The following is a 15441-nucleotide window of genomic DNA, read 5'->3' as shown; positions in this document are numbered from 1 at the left end:
GTGTTTTCGAAAGAGTTCGCGAGAAGGCAACGGGTCAAGTAGTTCAGTGTTCGATCTGGAGGAATTGAAGCTGCTCGGCCTCGATCCGACAGGCAATCGATTAGGGCCCAGGGGTGACTACGATAAACCTCATTCCCGTTAATCTCCGGCCCCTGTTTCGAGGCAAGAGAATCGCACGCGCGGCCTCGTCGAGGAATTCCGCACGTATGGGCATGTATGGGGCCCTGTCGAGCCGCGACATCTACTTAATGTCTACTTTAGACAGTCGCCGCGAGCATAATTTTTGATAACAGGTCAGGGTCGCGGGATGCCGAGCCGCTTGAAATACCGAGTTGTGCGGGTGCTCGCGATCGTCCCGCCTCAACCGCGCAAGTGCGCCATCATCGCCGGCGAGCGCCATAGCCAAACCGGGAGCGCTTATTCTCGACGGAGCGCCGGGCATTGTCTGATTGTGAAGACGGGGCTTGATCACCAGCCGCCTGAGTGTGTCGTCGCTTGCGCTGTAGTCGTGCCTGAACAGATCAATGACCCTCTGGACCGTGATCGCCTCTGCCCGTGGCAGGTAGAGCGGCCGAAGCCGTTCGCCTGTTTCTGGCGCTGTTTTGACAGGGAGTGCATTGGTCATTCGGCCCATCGCGCTTTTCTGCGGCCCGCCGTTTCGCCCGACATCAGGGAACGATATCGCCCCCCATGTATTAGAAACCCATGGACACTATGGAACCCCACGGCCACGGGATAGCGGTCGATATTTTGACATCGGAAGTTGCCAATGCCAGGCAGCGCATCCACCGGACCGAGCTCGCGCTTCAACGTACTGAAGAAATGCTGGCCGAAAATCTCGCGCTGTGCAGCAGGATACGAACTGCGGTCGAGGCCGCAGACCGCTTGATGGAGATCGATCCCCCCAGCTTTGAACGACGTCGCACGGGTTGAACTGGGCCGGCGTTTCATTCGTCGCGGCCTTGCGGCACCCTGCCGCAAGAGCCTGCCCTATTGGCAGCGTGAGCAAACATTGGACAGAAGCATTCCAACGTTCACGATGTGCAACGCCGACGCCAGACCGACACGAATCTTCAGTTCAAAGAGCGAGGATAATGCTGCGGCAAACGAAGGTGGCACGGAGGGTCTTCGCGCGAGCCAGTTATCCGATCTCCCGCTCAGAAATTTATACTTAATATTCCGACGTCCTGATGGAACCCATTCGTTGCGGGCGAGTTGCGGCTCATTGGGAGGGACTTCCATGGCAACCAGCAACAAAGCAGACCATCAGTCTGTCTCCGAAGCGTTTCGGAAACTGATCCGTTCCGAGGGCTATCGTCATAACGTACAAACGTTCTTAAATCTGGGGGTCGAACCAGAACTGCCGCCAACCCTACAGTCATTACTTGCGGCTATTGATCGGGCCAAAGAGGGGCCGACCGAAGAAGTCCCTTAGCGGGCTGGCTGAGCTCAAAGCGGAAGAGTACAGAGGCTCGCTCCGTACTTGTTTCTCTGGTTCCCGCTAAGAAATTTCCATCAAACATTCTTCTTGATTTTTCCCGACAGAGGATCATGAATGTTCCGCGTGGGTTCTCGCTGAGGTGGGAGGCCTAGTATGAACGTTTGGACGAACTGCCGACCGAGCAAAGTGACTGCCCATAAGCTTGTTAAAGAGCTGATCTTACAAGCCGGTCGCGGCCAAATCATCTCCGTGAAAGAGACCATCGCAGCGGTGCGCCGAGCCGGGCCGCATCTGGTGGAAAGTGACTGCGCGCTGGTCGAGCTTATTATCGAGATTGGCCCAGCCTTTGGCCTGTTCGTCGCGTTCGACCTTCGCGAATAGCCACATGGCAACCCATTGGTTCAACCCTCTATGAGATCGAGAGGGGCACGGGGAACTTCGCGCGAGCTGGTCGTCCAATCCCGGCTCAGAGATTCTCACCAAATTATTCGCTTCCCCTTCGGAACCCTTTCACAACGAAAGTGTTTCAGACCGAATGTGGGAACGACCTTATGCCGGCACGACCAACAGCAGGACAGCCTTTCAACGGCTGATCAGCTCAGAAGATAATCGTCAGATGCTCCGCAACAGGCTTGGTCTCGAAGTCGACGAGAAACTGCCGGCGTCCCTTGCTGCATTGTTGCAGGAGCTTGAGCGGCGAGAGCAGGTCGAGGTTGATTGGAGCGCCACCACTTTGGCAGCGCGGGCTTCTATGGCCTTCGACGAACCAGAAGGAAGCTTCAGTGACCCTCATGGCCATGCTGCGTAGGGGACGTGCCTTCCGAGGGATGATCAGTTCGGAAGACTACTGCCGGAAGCTGCGCAGGCTCCTAAGGTTTGTAGGCGAACCAACTCTGACACCGACGCTTGCCACACTGGCGCGGGAGCTTTCAGAGCAGTCTGAGCTGCGGAAGCTGGAATCGGCCGACAAAATTCCATAGTTGCCCGACATTTCCCCACATGACAACCCACTGGTTCAACCCTCCGATCCCTGTCAAGACTGAGCGTCTCGGGATCATCCGCAATGTCAACAACGCCGAGGCAGCCGGCGAGGAACTGATGAACTGGACCAAGCGTGGCCCTTGTGGGACGTCGCGGTGCGTGTTTGCATGGCCGTGATTTTCGACGAGATGGAACCTGAGAAGGCTCGCAAGGCGTTCCTGGCTGCTGCAAAGAGGAGGGGACGTTACTCCCCCCAATGGCAACTAGCTAACTTGGATGGCGGTAAAGATTCTCTGACCAACACCGCCTTCGCGAAAGGGGCCCGCCGCCGGTGAGGAAGAGAGGCGACGGACCCCCCTACAGCGGCTGCACATCACGAAGAATCCGCTGCCGCCTCTAAACCCGCGAGGGCCTACATCGTTCCGTTAGCTGCGGCTAAACGGGGTTGGTCGGCGGGCTCTTGCGGCTTTAAGTTCCTCTTATGGGTCCTCTCTGGTTCTCTCTGACTTCGGATAGGAGGCGCGGGGGTCGCTTTCGCCGCTTCGGCGGTCCCGTCCGGCTGTGCTTTTCGGACAAACGCAAGGTATGAGTCCGAAGTATGCTACAATTTTCGGACACGCGTTGGCGGCCTCCATCGTCCTTCGGACGTGGCGCTCGGCCAGGCCGCGCGGCTGGTTGTCATCGTCCTCGGCTTCAATTCACATAGTGGCTACGCAGGTATTATTTGAGAAGTTGCACAGCGCATGGAATTTCAAAGGATACACGGCCTTCGCGCTAATACGATAGCATCCCACCTTCCAGCTTCTCAAATTAAGCGCCTATCCTGACGCCAGTGTCCGTAAGGACCACCTGTCCTGGCATTGCCTATCAGTGCAACGACTTCGAGCGGGCCGCCGAGCCGCTGAGCAACTGTTGCACAGGACCAAGCAGCGTGGCCCAAATGGCCCAGCGCAGTGCAGCTCTGCCAGCATGCCTTTGATCGATCAGGTGAAACGCGAAGTGGTCCGCGGGGCGTTTCTCGAAACGGCCAAGGAACAAGGAAACCTACTGCCTCGTTAGCATCTGCGACTGAAAGCCCTACTCTCGGCCGGGCTCGAATCTAACAAAGAGCATCGTCGGCTCTGCAGCATGGCGGCGGTCATGGAACTGGCAAGCGAGGACCCATTGGCTTGTCCGACTATCGTTGCGCCTTCAGCAGACGCTCTAGCGTTGAAAAGTCACTCATGTCGCGGTAGGGCGTCAGGTCAAGATCCTTGGGAATCTTCTTGAGCTTCTCTTCGGAGATCGGTTTTTCGTTCTTTTTGTTGACGGCCTGGTAAGCGGACCAGCCAACACCCGCTGCCTTCACGGCATCGCGTTCGGCTCGAAGGGCGATCTGATGCGCGTGCAGGTAATGAAGCCCGAGTTTGTCCAGGAGCGCCTTTTCAACGATCTCGTGCGTTAGCAGAAATGGGGCAAGCCGGACCTTGGCCGATTTCCAATCCATAGTGCGAGGCATATGGCGATCGATATAAATCGTCCTGCCATCTTTGCTGTAGCCAGCAATGTATGGGATATCGAAATCATGAACGATCTTAACCCGACGATGCAGCGCCCGCACAGCGTCACTCAGTACATCATCGTCCAAGTCTTCGGAAACGTGGCGGACTTCATCTTCAAGCTTCATTTTTTCCACACTGAGACCAGCGGCGCTTCCTCCCATAGACCGGGAGACTTCCCGTGGACGGCCAACTGGGTGACCGGTGCCGGCCGGAAGAACTGCCACGTCGCCGGCCTTCAAGGACAATGTACGGCCCCTGTTGCCCCGAACCGAACCTTGCCGGTTCCGCGCGCAACCCCAAGCACTTCATTTTTGCGGGAATGGTAATGAACGTAGTGGTAGATGCCGTCCCGCCAGCCGCTACTCCAGCCATTGGCCTTGAAAAGCTCTTCCAGCACGGCTGCGGAGTCAACCTCAATGTCAAAGGCATAGGCCCGACGTCCATCCGCAAGGTGCTTTCTGCCGGCGAATCGGGCTCTCCCGGGACTGCGTTGCAGGCAGGCAGCGGGTCTGCGCCCGCTGCTGCCACATGGATGTCATCTCTATGGCTGCGGATTTCGTAAGGCGGGTTTCTCAAGCACGAGCACATGACTACCAAGAGGCGATGTGTGAGTGCTCTTGACCTGGAACCCCTCGTCAGAAAGCGTTTCGATGAATTCGCCATCCGTTCCAGGCGGAACGCGGGCAACGACGTTCGAGGTGCGCCTCACAATATTGGAAAGCACCCTTCGCGCCTTGCCTGGGCCGATGTTGCGCTGCATGTGCTGATAGACGGCCAGCAGCAGGACGATATCGTATTTCGGTAGAAGGATATTGCCGAGGCGCCGGCTGCCAAGATTCAGGCGATCGAACCTGGCATGTACCGGGGAGCCACTCAACAACATCTTTGCGGTCTCGATGTGCGGCTTGGCAATGTCGATCCCGTGGATCGAGCTGGGTTTCAGCTTGGATATCTCATAGGCGACAACACCCATATTGCAGCCAACATCGAGAATGGATTTTCCGGCGTAGTCGACCTTTGCGGAGAATAGCCCGTCAAGTCTGTCGTCCCACGTTCCGGCAAAACCCCTTTTGAATCTTGACCACCACAAATCATCAGCTCCTTTGAGAAGAGCCCCCTTGAGCGCCTCCTACCACGAGAGAATTAACGGTCGATACCCGTTCAACTGGAATTGATGACATTGACGAACCAAGGCAGGGACGTGTGCGGCCGCCTCACAACCCCATCACCTTGAGTGCCGCGGGAACCGCATAGCGGCTGCCATCATAGCGCATCCAGTAGGTCCGCTTCGCAGGCTTGCCAGGATGGGACTGGCATTCGCCACTATGGTCGGGGGAGGGATTATCGGTATTCGACCGCTCAATCGCGGTGATATCGTGATAGCCATGATGGCGCGCCGGGCTTATCGCCAGGCTGACCTGGCTGGAATGAAAGTATCCGGCGCAACTACCATCGCTATCGCCGCCAGAGCCGGCCACCACGAGGCCGTCGAGCACCACGCGTAGCGTATCGCCGGTGAGAGCGTATAGCCGCAGGTCGGTTTCAGTGAAGGGAGCGGTCAGCGAATGGTGCGCCATTTCGATGCGCAGGCCGAATGCGCTGACATTGGGGGCCAGTGCATAGCGGCTGGTGTCGAATTCCACCTTCTCGATGACAATCGCGTCATCGGTCATCAGACCGGGCTGGAGCAGGCGCTGGCGCACGCGCAGCGTATTCCTGTCGACGACCAGAAGCTCGATATCGCCGACATGCAGGTGGTCGCTGTTAGCGCTGTCAATCAGCGGCACTGCGACCAACAGCAGGTCGACATGGGCGGGCCAAATCTTGCAGACCAGGCCAAATGGCGCTTCGCTCTCCGTGAACGTTGAGGTGATGCTAGTATGAGGTTCAAGCGTGAACGAGGTGCCGTCGGCGCTCTTTCGGGCGTTGGGATAGGCCTGCTGCACCAGCGCGGCGGCATCCCCGCAATCGCCCGCCGCGGCCTTGGCGGGCGACAGGCTGGCAAGGGCGGCGCCGAGCAACAGGACAGGCAACACTATTCGCATGGAGTTCTCGCGTCGCAGGGCCGGGTTCGGCCAGGGCCCTTCTACGCGAGATTGGTGGCGGCGCACAGGGCAGGGAAGTGACGGATAGCACCACCCGCTGCGTCAGGACCATAGGTATCCTGGAAAGTCGTAAAGTCCGAGCACCCTTAGGGACGGTGATCATGAGAACGCCGCCCGAGCGGCCAATTTTTGCCAATGCTGTTCGAGCTACCTGAAACAGATACTGACAATGTGATCTCGATTGCCTTGTCGCGCTCCGATTAGATAAAGAAGCGCTCCGAGAAGAAGCCTTTACAAAACCGGACCTCGCCGGTCCGTCAAGCGCACCTTCTAGGGCCCCGTGAGCCGGGCGCGTTCGCTGTCGGCGGTATCAAAGCAGAACCAATGCCGCGCCTGCTTCGGCTTTCCGAAACCGCAGCGTGTCTTTCCTTGAGACTTGGCAGCACGGCGCGTTCAACGGAACCGTGCTGCCTTCAATGTACAGCCAGTTATCCAATCAGCCGGCGGGCTTGTAAACGCGGCAGCCTTTTTGGCGGCTGCGAGCGCCGCCTTCATGTCGAGTTCTTCCAGGACAACTAGCTCGTTTATCCAGCCGCTTGCCCGGACCGCCAGTGCTAGGTCCATCCCATTGGCCTGGTCCGGAACCTCAGCATTGATGACAATATCATAGGCGCCGCGAGTAAACATCATACCGCATACCTTGCCACCAACGCTTTCCAAAACCGCCTTGATTGCAGCTTCTCGGTCTGAGCCTTGCATCAATCCCTTGTAGGAATGGGGCGGACAGTTTCCCAGGATTGTCACTTTCATGGGTATTCCTCCCGATCTTGTACTAGTTTCGTTATTGGTCGTTTGACCAACACGGAGCTATGGCGGACGGTTGGTCAGCCGTAACCCTGCATCGCAACGCTTTTGCTCACATCCAAAGCTGGCAGCGGGAAAGGTTCGACTTGCCCTGCGGTCTTGTCCAGATACTGCATCAACGCCGTCACGAGGTGGTAGAAAATGCTCGCGGGCACCTCCGTCGCCAGTGACCTTCCGCGCTCGTCAATTCTGTCGATCCACAAGCCTAGCGGTGCGGGATCGATATGCCATTTGAAGAGGCGGGCAACACGAGCTTCGATCTCAGGTTTCAGATCAGGCCCGCCGATGCCGTCCAGGGCGACGGCCGCCTTGACGGCTTCGCATTGCGGCCAGCTGCGGGAGAGCCGGTCGAAGGGAATTCCCTGCCGCGACACGGCTGCATAAGCCAAGCCCGTGGCCCGGTTCAATCCGCTGGCGATCGCCGACGAATAGAGCTTCCTTGCATAGGCTGCCAAGTCTTTCTGCCCGCTTGCCCGCGCGAAATCGATGAGGAGCGAGGCCCATTCGAAATGGTGCCCTGGTTCGGTCCACTGTCCCTCCTCTCCCGACAACGGTAGCCAATCGACATCGAAATGTTCCCCAAGCGTCCAGCTCTCCTGATCGAAGAAATGGCACCGGAAGAGATCGACGACACGTGCCGCCCGACGGAGATATGCACGCTCGCCGGTGACGCGATGCCAGGCAAGGAAGGATTCCAGCATGTGCATGTGCGGGTTCGAGAACCGCACCCCCTTCCAGCCGGGGGTCTCGAGGAAGCCGTTCAGACTGACGTCCTCGAGATGGGTGTCGATGAAATGGAAGGTCTCTTGTGCCAGCTGCAGGGCATCCTGATGGCCGCATCGGTGAGCATGGGCAAGCGCCAGGAGCACGCAGGAATGGTCGTAGGCGTCCTCCGTCGGGTCAGCCACGCTGCCATTGGAATTAAGGATGCGCACCCAGCCACCGCGTTCGGTGCGGCCGTGTTTGGCGATAAACTCGATGCCGTGGTCGATGAGTTTGTCGGCCGGTCCAACCCAGCCGCGTTCTTTGGCCACCGCGAACGCGTAAATCTGGCGAGCCATCGTCCGCATGCGCTTGGGTTTGCCCAACGACCTTGCATCGAAACCGAGCGCCTCGTGGAAGCCGCCATACGCATCGTCAACACCTGCAGTGGACCACAGCGGCAAGGTTTCGTTGAAGAGCCAGTGCTCGACCCGCTTGCGCCATGACCCGCTGATGATGAGCCGGTCATCCGACCCTGTGAACTTCGTTTCAAGGCGTCCGCTCTTCTCGAGTTGTTCGACGACTTTCTTCACGTTCTGGCTGTGGCTGACAGGAGCGACGAATACCGCGTCCGGTGTCGTGACCACCGCCACATGCTTCATTCCAATGACTGTCAGCAGTCTGCCCTTGCTTCTGAGATAGGAGTTGCCGCAATCCATGGCGACAACGTCGCCCATTACGACATTGCCGTCGCGGTCCGTCGGGCTGGCTTCCAGCAGCGATTGCCACGATCCAAGGTCGTTCCAGCGGAAGGAAGCCGTAACCATCGCAATACCGCGTGCATGCTCCATGACTGCGTAGTCGATCGACGTCGACGGGACAGCCGAATAGAAGCCATGGGGCAGGTAGATGCCCAAGACGTCCGTCCGTGCAGCCTTATGGGCCCGTTCCGCGGTGTCCCAGATGTCTGGCCGGAACTCGAGAAATGCCTTCCGCATCGTGTCGGCACGAAACAGGAAGATGCCGGCGTTCCAGTAGAATCTTCCCGAAGCCACATATTTGCGGGCCGTCTCGGCATTGGGCTTTTCGACAAAATGTGAAACGGCGGCCCCGCCGTCACCATTTGCCGTAACCTCGATGTAGCCGTACCCGGTTTCAGGATGGGTCGGCCTGATGCCGAATACGACAATGCTTCCTGAATCGGCGGCAGGCATGCTCGCCTCGACGGTTTGCCAGAACTGCATTTCGGTCGATATCTGATGGTCGGAGGGCACCACGAGCACAAGCGCGTCACCGCCATATTCGGAGATCGTCTGCAACGTGGCTATGGCCACCGCAGCGGCGGTATTGCGGCCGACGGGCTCGAAAATCGGTCTGCCCCCGTTCAGGCCGAGCGGACCGATGTCCGAGATAACGCGGTCGGCATGCCGTTCGGAGGCTATCAGATAGATCGGCGTCTCGCCGTCCGAGCGCGCCTTGAGGCGTCGGACAGTCTTCGCAAGCATCGAGCCGTCGCCCGAAAGGTCATGGAATTGCTTGGGATTGTCTTCGCGCGACAGCGGCCACAGCCGCGAGCCGACGCCCCCGCTCATCACAAAACTGACGATCCGCTCCGGCATGATCCAGTCCCCTCAAATTTCTGGTTGTAGGCTCCGACCTCTGGATTGCGGCGCAGCACGGCATCGACAGCCCCGAACATCTCGCGACGAAGCCGAATGCGTTCGGCCTGGCTTGTCCGACTGTGTCCTGGGTCACGCATTTTGCTCGGCTCTTGCGCAGACAGACGTAGCACGCTGCCGGGCGGGAGGCTCCTTCATGAATTGGGGTAGCCCTAACGCCCCGATTGGCACCCCCTAGTCCAATAGGAGCATGCCTGTCGGCGACCGAAAGGATGTCTCGTGCGTGCTGCTCGGGCTGACGACAAGGGTGGGCTGGGCTGCAACATGCCGGTGACCGCGTTCAAGTTCCGGTTCCGCGAGAATGGCGACGAAAGGCATTTCGGAGGCTGGCTCGCCTCTCAAGGCTTTCAAGGAGTCAGCGAAACGTCGTCTGTTCAGAGAAGGAATGACGGATTAGGCCGCGCTCTCATTGGACCGACGCAAACGGCGAGTACCCGAACGCACGCCCGCGAGATCGATACCTCACGCGGAACTGGCGTTCAACCGCCGATGGCAGATCTCGCCGGAATGAGAGATGTCATTCGTGGACAGGACGAGAGCGGCTGCCGCCCAGGCTGCCAAAGGCGCAGGCCCATAGGTCTAGAATTGGCGGCGTCTATCTTTCGTGAAGTTGCAGGCACGCCTAGGCCGAAATACTCCCAAAGCGAGGTGAACCAAGCGCTTTTCTGGAGTCGGAGAACGTCAACAAGGGACGCTGACCGGCAACTCCCGGCGTGCCAAGTCGATTTTCCGGAACGGCCGCGAAGGCGGCAAGCGGATCGTCTGCGGCTCCGCGCGCAGCGGCGTGTTGAGGTCGGCCGAACGGAGATCGTTTTGCTGACGCTCCTCGTCGGCGTCATGGTCGGGTCGAAATCGAACAGAAGGTCGCCAGCCTTCACGCTCTGTCCATCGCGCACGTGGGTAGCGCGGACAACGCCCCTCTCTAAAGGCTGGTGCGCCCGCTTGGCACGATCTTGCCGGTCGCGTTTGCGACGATATTGATGCTGCCAAGACGCACATCACGGAGCCGGTAAGTGTTGTTCATGACCGGTGGCGCTTTCTAGACGCTACTGTCCCTATGCCAGCGCTCTCGCTCCAGACGTTTCAGATCGGCCGCCACCATTTCCGCCACGAGGTCGCTGAACGTCGTCTTAGGCGACCAGCCGAGCTTTGAGCGGGCTTTCGCCGGATTTCCCATCAGGAGATCGACCTCCGTTGGACGGAAATGGCGTGGGTCGATTCGGACGAGGATTTCTCCTGTCTTGCCATCCCGGCCGATCTCGTTCACCCCCTTACCTTCCCAGACGATGACGCGGCCGACTGCCCGAAAGGCACGCTCTACGAACTCTCGAACCGAGTGGGTTTCGCCCGTGGCGAGGACGAAGTCGTCTGGCTCGGCGTGCTGAAGAATCCGCCACATGCCCTCCACATAGTCGCGAGCATGCCCCCAGTCGCGTTTCGCATCCAGATTTCCAAGATAGAGGGCGGACTGAAAGCCTCGCTCGATACCTGCAACCGCACGTGTGATCTTGCGGGTCACAAACGTCTCGCCGCGCGTGGGGCCTTCATGATTAAACAGTATGCCATTGGAAGCGAACATTCCGTACGCTTCACGGTAGTTGATCGTGATCCAATAGGCATAGAGTTTGGCCGCCGCATAGGGAGAGCGCGGGTAGAACGGCGTCTTCTCCGTCTGGGGCACCTCTTGGACTTTGCCGAACAGCTCGGAGGTTGATGCCTGATAAAAGCGCACCCGCTCTCCCATCTTCAGGATGCGGATGGCTTCAAGCAGCCTGAGTGTGCCAAGGGCATCGGCGTTGCCGGTATATTCAGGCGTCTCGAAGCTTACCTGGACATGGCTTTGGGCCGCCAGATTGTAGATTTCGGTAGGGCGCGTCTCCTGAACGATGCGAATGAGATTGGTCGCATCGGTCAGGTCGGCGTAGTGGAGAAAAAAGCGTGCGTCCGGTTCGTGCGGATCGACGTAGATGTCGTCGATGCGTTCGGTATTGAAGGAGGAGGATCTGCGTTTCAGTCCGTGGACAGTATAGCCGTTCTCCAGCAGCAGTCTGGCAAGGTAGGCACCGTCCTGACCGGTCACACCAGTTATGAGCGCAATGCGATCTGTCATCGGGTCCCATCCAATCCTTGAGGGCTGTGGTGGCCTCGTCGACCGACGGTCTGCCCCACACTCCTCTAACGAAAGGCGAAAGTGCCTTGTTCTGCCAGAGTGTCTTTGTGGCAGGCACGCCAGCAAAAGAGGTAATCCCCACCGCTCAATGCCCGTCACAGCTACTTCCCGTGCGTCCCTTTCTGCTTGGCTAGCCTCTTCAGCCTATGCTCCTATGGCATGGACGTAGCCGCCCTGCCGCGAGCCGTCACTTCACAAGCGCTTGCGCCACCGCTTCTCCGGGAGCTGCATGCCGGCCATGCTGCCGTCGGCAATGCCGAACATGTGGGTCGGCTGATCAGTGCGGCGCGGGCGATGCCGCCGAGAAACGGGTCTCGGGTCACCTGGCAAGCGTGGCGTCAGGTTGTTGCCGACGATCCCGCCACCGACGGCGGCTTGTCGAAAGTTCTCGTAAGGCTTGCTATCGCGTCAGCAAAAATGACAACTCGTGGCCCGCAGGAGAAACATGGAACAGGGTGTAACCCTGGCCCTTTATCGCTTCCACTGTTCGGTAGGTTTGCTCCACGGGAGTGCGGTGCCACCAGTGGTGAAACTCGACGAGAATCTGTCTCGGTAAGACATCAGATCCAAGCACCTCTGGAAGGACGTCGTGCTCTGCCCCCTCGACGTCGAGTTTCAGCACATCGACAGTTGCCAGTCCGAGCATATCCAGGATAGTAGAATAACGCCTCACGTTGCAGACAATGCTCTTGCCTGTAACCAACTTCGTGGAAAAATTGCTGCGTGTGTCATCTTCGGACACAGCAAACGTTTGCTCCCCGTCGAAATTAGATATTCCCAAGGGGTAGATCCGCACAGTGGGGGGTAATTCCTGAGCGGCAATCCAGTCAAGACTGGCCGGAGTCGGATCAAACCCAAAGACCTTTGCACCGAATACTTTGCTGACTTCCAGATCAAATGAAATATCGTCCCCTAAGCCAAAGGAAAGAACAATAGGGGAGGAAGCAGCTAGAAGAGGCTCGACCGCAACGACCCAACCTCCATATGCGGAGCCGAGTTTTTGTGTAGGAATAGAGCATTCGGGCCGGAGAAGATGATCGAATCCTAAGGCCGCTCTTACAACTCGCTTACAATACCGGAGCCCATCTGGATTGTACATCAATGGTTGCCTTTGGCTTATTCTTAGTAGCTGTTCCGCTTGACTGCGCCGTCCTCACTGTGTCCGCCGTCCTCACTGTGTCCAAAATAGACAACAGCGCCAGATGGGGTTCAGTCTGGCCTAACGCGGAGCGGCTATCGACCTGTGAATTTTATATCGATTCCCTCCCGCGACCAGAGTGTCATTGTGGCAGGCGCTCCAACAAAAGGAGGTAATCCCGTCGCTCGGCGTTCGTAACAGATGCTGCGGAGCATCGCCTTGGGCTCGGCCAACGTCGTCGCCCTACCGCGTAGGAAGTAGGAGCCGCCCGCTGCGAGCGCCGGCTCACGAGTCGCCTCGTCCCCGGGGCCGTGCCGGCCACTGCGGAGCCAAAGAAGTGGCAATCCTGTTCGTTGCGGAGCTGAACGCAGGAAGGGCCGGCAGTTCGAATCGGTCTTGGCGGGTTGCAACGAAATTGACCTTGGGTTCGCCGAGCGAAGAGATCGGGCTTGTCGAACAGCGCGGCGCGCGCAGTGTGCTGGCTACCTCAAAATGGCAGAGGTAGTAGGGCCAGTGGAAGCCGTAGAGCGGCCTTATCCAGCTTGCCGGATGCCTAATCCGCTTCATTGAGGTAATCCGCCGCTGTTGCGAACACCTTCAGCATGATTGTTGTTGTCCGGCCAAGATGACGCTTCAGCGCGGCGATGCACGTCATGTCGCTGGCCGGCTTCACACCAGTTCCTATTGCAGAAGCCCTTTGGCAAGTTCGCGCAACGCCTGGAACGCAACAACAAGGTATGAGGCCAGAAAGCTGCACAGATAGAAGCTTGATGGGGCGCCGCGCTCCCACCGGAGAACCAGGGCGCCGAGTTCAAGGCTCGGGTGCGTTTGTGCTACCCATACCAGGGTGGCGGCCAAGGCGAGGCTACCCAGAGCATTGGTCGGGTAATGCAGCCCCAAGTAGACTCGCGCAAGCTCTACCACCAAGGTGCAGGCCAGGGCGAGGAGTCCGAGTTCGAAGCGAACAGGAAGAATGGCGATCGCTAGACCCGCGAACAGAACCGCTCGCTCGCTGGGGAACCCGGGGGTGCCGGCGAACGGCGCTGAGCGCAGAACGGCAGCGTCGCCCAGAACGTCGGGGATATGAAGTCCAAGTGCGGAGTCAAAAATCGGCTTTGGCGTCGTCGGCAGAGCGCCCTGCAGGAAATGCGCGACGAGCGCCGCGAGGACAGCTGCGCAGACGCCGCTCACCAGCCTTGCCCTCGACTCCGGCCCGTCATGGGCGAACCAGCAATACCAAAGCAAGGACACAACTATAGCGCCCTCGGTTGTTGGGTAGACGGCACCGAAAGCGAGCCGGCTGGCGAAGGGCTGATTGCTCGCTACGGTGTTGACGGCCGTTGCGAGGGGCCTGTCGATCCAATCCGGGTTAAGGGCCAGGAAAGTCGTACCCACAAAGAGGAGGCAAAGCGCGGCGGCATGCGTCAGGCAATGGAAATCGGACATCAGTTCGGCCATCTCAACTCTAAGGTTCGGGCGGCGGAACATCTGAAGTCCCGCTAACTAGGCGGTTGCAGAAACCTCGCGGCGCAGGGAGGCTGCAGAGCGGCCGAAGAAGGCAAGATCCTGCTCCCGGCGCAGTGTGTCGCAAAGCCGCCCGATCGGAAGCTCGATGTCGTCATAGCCGAGCACCTCGTCCCGCTTCACGTCGCGCAGCAGCCGGCAGCCCTCGGCGAGCCCGATCGGCACAAGCCGCTCGGCGTGCACCGTTCGCGCGTTCTCGCAGAGCCCGTAGGTCATGTAATGTCCAAGGCCATCGAGGATCTCTCCGGCACTAAGGTCCCGCTTGGCGGCGGCCACCACATCAACGGTCGGCGCGCCCAGGGGCGCAATCGCAGCATCGCGGAATATTGCGGCCCTGGCGACCGTGGAGGGCACCTCGAAATGACACAGATGATAGGGCCAATAGAAACAGTAGAGCGGTCCGGGGCCCATCTTGTAGAGTGAGAGATAGTTCTTCTCGACGGCATCCTCTGTGGTGCCAAGAACGAAGATGCCGGGGTTGGGCATGGCGCCGACACAATAATCAACTATCCCCGGCCCCTCGAGGAGCTGATTGAGCGGATACCACCCGACCGCCCCCTGGATCGGGGTACCAGGCTCGACCACAGGCCCGTACATGCCGCGCTTCGCCACCCGCATGCCTGTGGCGTTGGCGACGATGGCGTTCTCGAACGAGATCTTCGTGCCGTCCGCGAAGGAGGTGACCATTGGGGCCTTCATCCCCCACTTCTTGGCAAAACCCTCCTGAGTCGTCGGATTTCGGTAGGGATCGTGCAGGCCCTTGATGTTCCCGCAAAGCACCGGACGTATGCCCAGGCCCCTGACCCAACGGTAGAGGTTCATGATAACGCCGGGCTGATCCCCCTCCACATTGGTGAGGACCACTCCTGCCCGGTCGGCATACACTTTCAGGATCGGTCCGATCGTGCCGTCGAGTTCGGCGTTCATCAGAGCAACATGCTTGCCGTGCCGGATCGCCCGCATTGTGACGTGAGCAGCGAACTCGATCGCGCCTGTCGCCTCGACGACGACGTCGATGTCGTCGGCCTCGCAAATGTGCATCGGGTCGGCCGTGATCGAGCGGCGACCGCGCGCCACGAGATCCTCAAGCGCTTTGGTGCTGGTCGCCTCGGTCACGTCGTCTTCACCTGCGGCGGCATAGGCATCTCGCGCCTTTTCCACGTGCCTGTTGGAAATCGCCACGAGCTCCATGCCTGGGACATATCGCAGCATCTGCAGCGCGATGCCTTGGGCCATGAAGCCGGCCCCCACCATACCCACGCGAATTGGCCGCCCCTGAGCCTGGAGCCTCTCCAACTCCCTGTCGACAATGAACATTTACGTCTCCCCTGTGCTGCTCCCGAAAGGTCGGGTGGC

13 protein-coding genes and 2 pseudogenes are annotated in these 15441 nt (G+C 59.1%); 4 read left to right on the top strand and 11 right to left on the bottom strand.

Annotation, left to right across the window (positions count from 1 at the left end):
- Positions 1-705 precede the first annotated feature (705 nt).
- From NKH30_RS30520 to NKH30_RS30510, 3 genes are all read left to right on the top strand, one after another.
- On the top strand, positions 706-933 hold the full coding sequence (locus tag NKH30_RS30520; protein WP_352542989.1) for a hypothetical protein: 228 nt from the start codon (positions 706-708) through the stop codon (positions 931-933).
- Between the two features lie 307 nt (positions 934-1240).
- Positions 1241-1435, top strand: coding sequence for a hypothetical protein (locus NKH30_RS30515; RefSeq protein WP_352981439.1), 195 nt, complete (start codon positions 1241-1243; stop codon positions 1433-1435).
- Between the two features lie 159 nt (positions 1436-1594).
- Positions 1595-1822 (top strand): hypothetical protein, encoded by a 228-nt coding sequence (locus tag NKH30_RS30510; RefSeq protein WP_352997822.1) that lies wholly within the window; start codon positions 1595-1597, stop codon positions 1820-1822.
- A gap of 217 nt (positions 1823-2039) precedes the next feature.
- Here the strand turns inward: NKH30_RS30510 and NKH30_RS30505 are convergent, their stop codons facing one another.
- The gene (locus NKH30_RS30505) at positions 2040-2234 is read right to left on the bottom strand and encodes a hypothetical protein (protein WP_352997820.1); all 195 of its coding nucleotides are present in this window, start codon (positions 2232-2234) and stop codon (positions 2040-2042) included.
- 283 nt (positions 2235-2517) lie between these two features.
- Between NKH30_RS30505 and NKH30_RS30500 the strand changes: the two are divergent.
- Positions 2518-2757 (top strand): annotated as a pseudogene (locus NKH30_RS30500) (DUF982 domain-containing protein); the annotation flags it as partial.
- A gap of 842 nt (positions 2758-3599) precedes the next feature.
- Here the strand turns inward: NKH30_RS30500 and NKH30_RS30495 are convergent.
- The 10 genes and pseudogenes from NKH30_RS30495 to NKH30_RS30445 form a co-directional block, all read right to left on the bottom strand.
- Complete coding sequence (locus tag NKH30_RS30495) at positions 3600-4088, bottom strand: hypothetical protein (RefSeq protein ID WP_352637760.1); 489 nt, start codon at positions 4086-4088, stop codon at positions 3600-3602.
- Between the two features lie 69 nt (positions 4089-4157).
- Positions 4158-4375 (bottom strand): annotated as a pseudogene (locus tag NKH30_RS30490) (cupin domain-containing protein); the annotation flags it as partial.
- A gap of 129 nt (positions 4376-4504) precedes the next feature.
- A complete protein-coding gene (locus NKH30_RS30485) occupies positions 4505-5053 on the bottom strand; it encodes a class I SAM-dependent methyltransferase (RefSeq protein ID WP_352819735.1) in 549 nt (182 codons plus the stop codon).
- Positions 5054-5177: 124 nt separating this feature from the next.
- Positions 5178-6008: a PA3715 family protein gene (locus NKH30_RS30480; RefSeq protein WP_352981079.1), complete on the bottom strand. Its 831-nt coding sequence runs from the start codon at positions 6006-6008 to the stop codon at positions 5178-5180.
- Between the two features lie 453 nt (positions 6009-6461).
- Positions 6462-6818: a GYD domain-containing protein gene (locus tag NKH30_RS30475; protein WP_352819738.1), complete on the bottom strand. Its 357-nt coding sequence runs from the start codon at positions 6816-6818 to the stop codon at positions 6462-6464.
- Positions 6819-6892: 74 nt separating this feature from the next.
- Complete coding sequence (locus NKH30_RS30470) at positions 6893-9193, bottom strand: AGE family epimerase/isomerase (protein ID WP_352997818.1); 2301 nt, start codon at positions 9191-9193, stop codon at positions 6893-6895.
- 1099 nt (positions 9194-10292) lie between these two features.
- Complete coding sequence (gene gmd, locus NKH30_RS30460; RefSeq protein WP_352502827.1) at positions 10293-11363, bottom strand: GDP-mannose 4,6-dehydratase; 1071 nt, start codon at positions 11361-11363, stop codon at positions 10293-10295.
- Positions 11364-11823: 460 nt separating this feature from the next.
- Positions 11824-12522 (bottom strand): FkbM family methyltransferase, encoded by a 699-nt coding sequence (locus tag NKH30_RS30455; protein WP_352819742.1) that lies wholly within the window; start codon positions 12520-12522, stop codon positions 11824-11826.
- A gap of 720 nt (positions 12523-13242) precedes the next feature.
- On the bottom strand, positions 13243-14019 hold the full coding sequence (locus NKH30_RS30450) for a phosphatase PAP2 family protein (RefSeq protein ID WP_352997816.1): 777 nt from the start codon (positions 14017-14019) through the stop codon (positions 13243-13245).
- Positions 14020-14064: 45 nt separating this feature from the next.
- Positions 14065-15402: an NAD(P)H-dependent oxidoreductase gene (locus tag NKH30_RS30445; RefSeq protein WP_352819746.1), complete on the bottom strand. Its 1338-nt coding sequence runs from the start codon at positions 15400-15402 to the stop codon at positions 14065-14067.
- Positions 15403-15441: the final 39 nt, after the last annotated feature.

The organism is Mesorhizobium sp. M1273, from assembly GCF_040318195.1.
Classification (GTDB): Bacteria; Pseudomonadota; Alphaproteobacteria; order Rhizobiales; family Rhizobiaceae; genus Mesorhizobium.
Note: the sequence above shows the minus strand (reverse complement) of the source record. Positions and strands in the feature narration are given on the sequence as shown.

Bases quoted from the DNA above. Each gene is read 5' to 3' on its own strand.
- NKH30_RS30475 (WP_352819738.1), bottom strand. From the start codon at position 6,818: ATGAAAGTGACAATCCTGGGAAACTGTCCGCCCCATTCCTACAAGGGA.
- NKH30_RS30450 (WP_352997816.1), bottom strand. From the start codon at position 14,019: ATGGCCGAACTGATGTCCGATTTCCATTGCCTGACGCATGCCGCCGCG.
- NKH30_RS30495 (WP_352637760.1), bottom strand. From the start codon at position 4,088: ATGAAGCTTGAAGATGAAGTCCGCCACGTTTCCGAAGACTTGGACGAT.
- NKH30_RS30470 (WP_352997818.1), bottom strand. From the start codon at position 9,193: ATGCCGGAGCGGATCGTCAGTTTTGTGATGAGCGGGGGCGTCGGCTCG.
- NKH30_RS30480 (WP_352981079.1), bottom strand. From the start codon at position 6,008: ATGCGAATAGTGTTGCCTGTCCTGTTGCTCGGCGCCGCCCTTGCCAGC.
- NKH30_RS30505 (WP_352997820.1), bottom strand. From the start codon at position 2,234: ATGAGGGTCACTGAAGCTTCCTTCTGGTTCGTCGAAGGCCATAGAAGC.
- NKH30_RS30455 (WP_352819742.1), bottom strand. From the start codon at position 12,522: ATGTACAATCCAGATGGGCTCCGGTATTGTAAGCGAGTTGTAAGAGCG.
- NKH30_RS30515 (WP_352981439.1), top strand. From the start codon at position 1,241: ATGGCAACCAGCAACAAAGCAGACCATCAGTCTGTCTCCGAAGCGTTT.
- gmd (WP_352502827.1), bottom strand. From the start codon at position 11,363: ATGACAGATCGCATTGCGCTCATAACTGGTGTGACCGGTCAGGACGGT.
- NKH30_RS30520 (WP_352542989.1), top strand. From the start codon at position 706: ATGGACACTATGGAACCCCACGGCCACGGGATAGCGGTCGATATTTTG.
- NKH30_RS30510 (WP_352997822.1), top strand. From the start codon at position 1,595: ATGAACGTTTGGACGAACTGCCGACCGAGCAAAGTGACTGCCCATAAG.
- NKH30_RS30445 (WP_352819746.1), bottom strand. From the start codon at position 15,402: ATGTTCATTGTCGACAGGGAGTTGGAGAGGCTCCAGGCTCAGGGGCGG.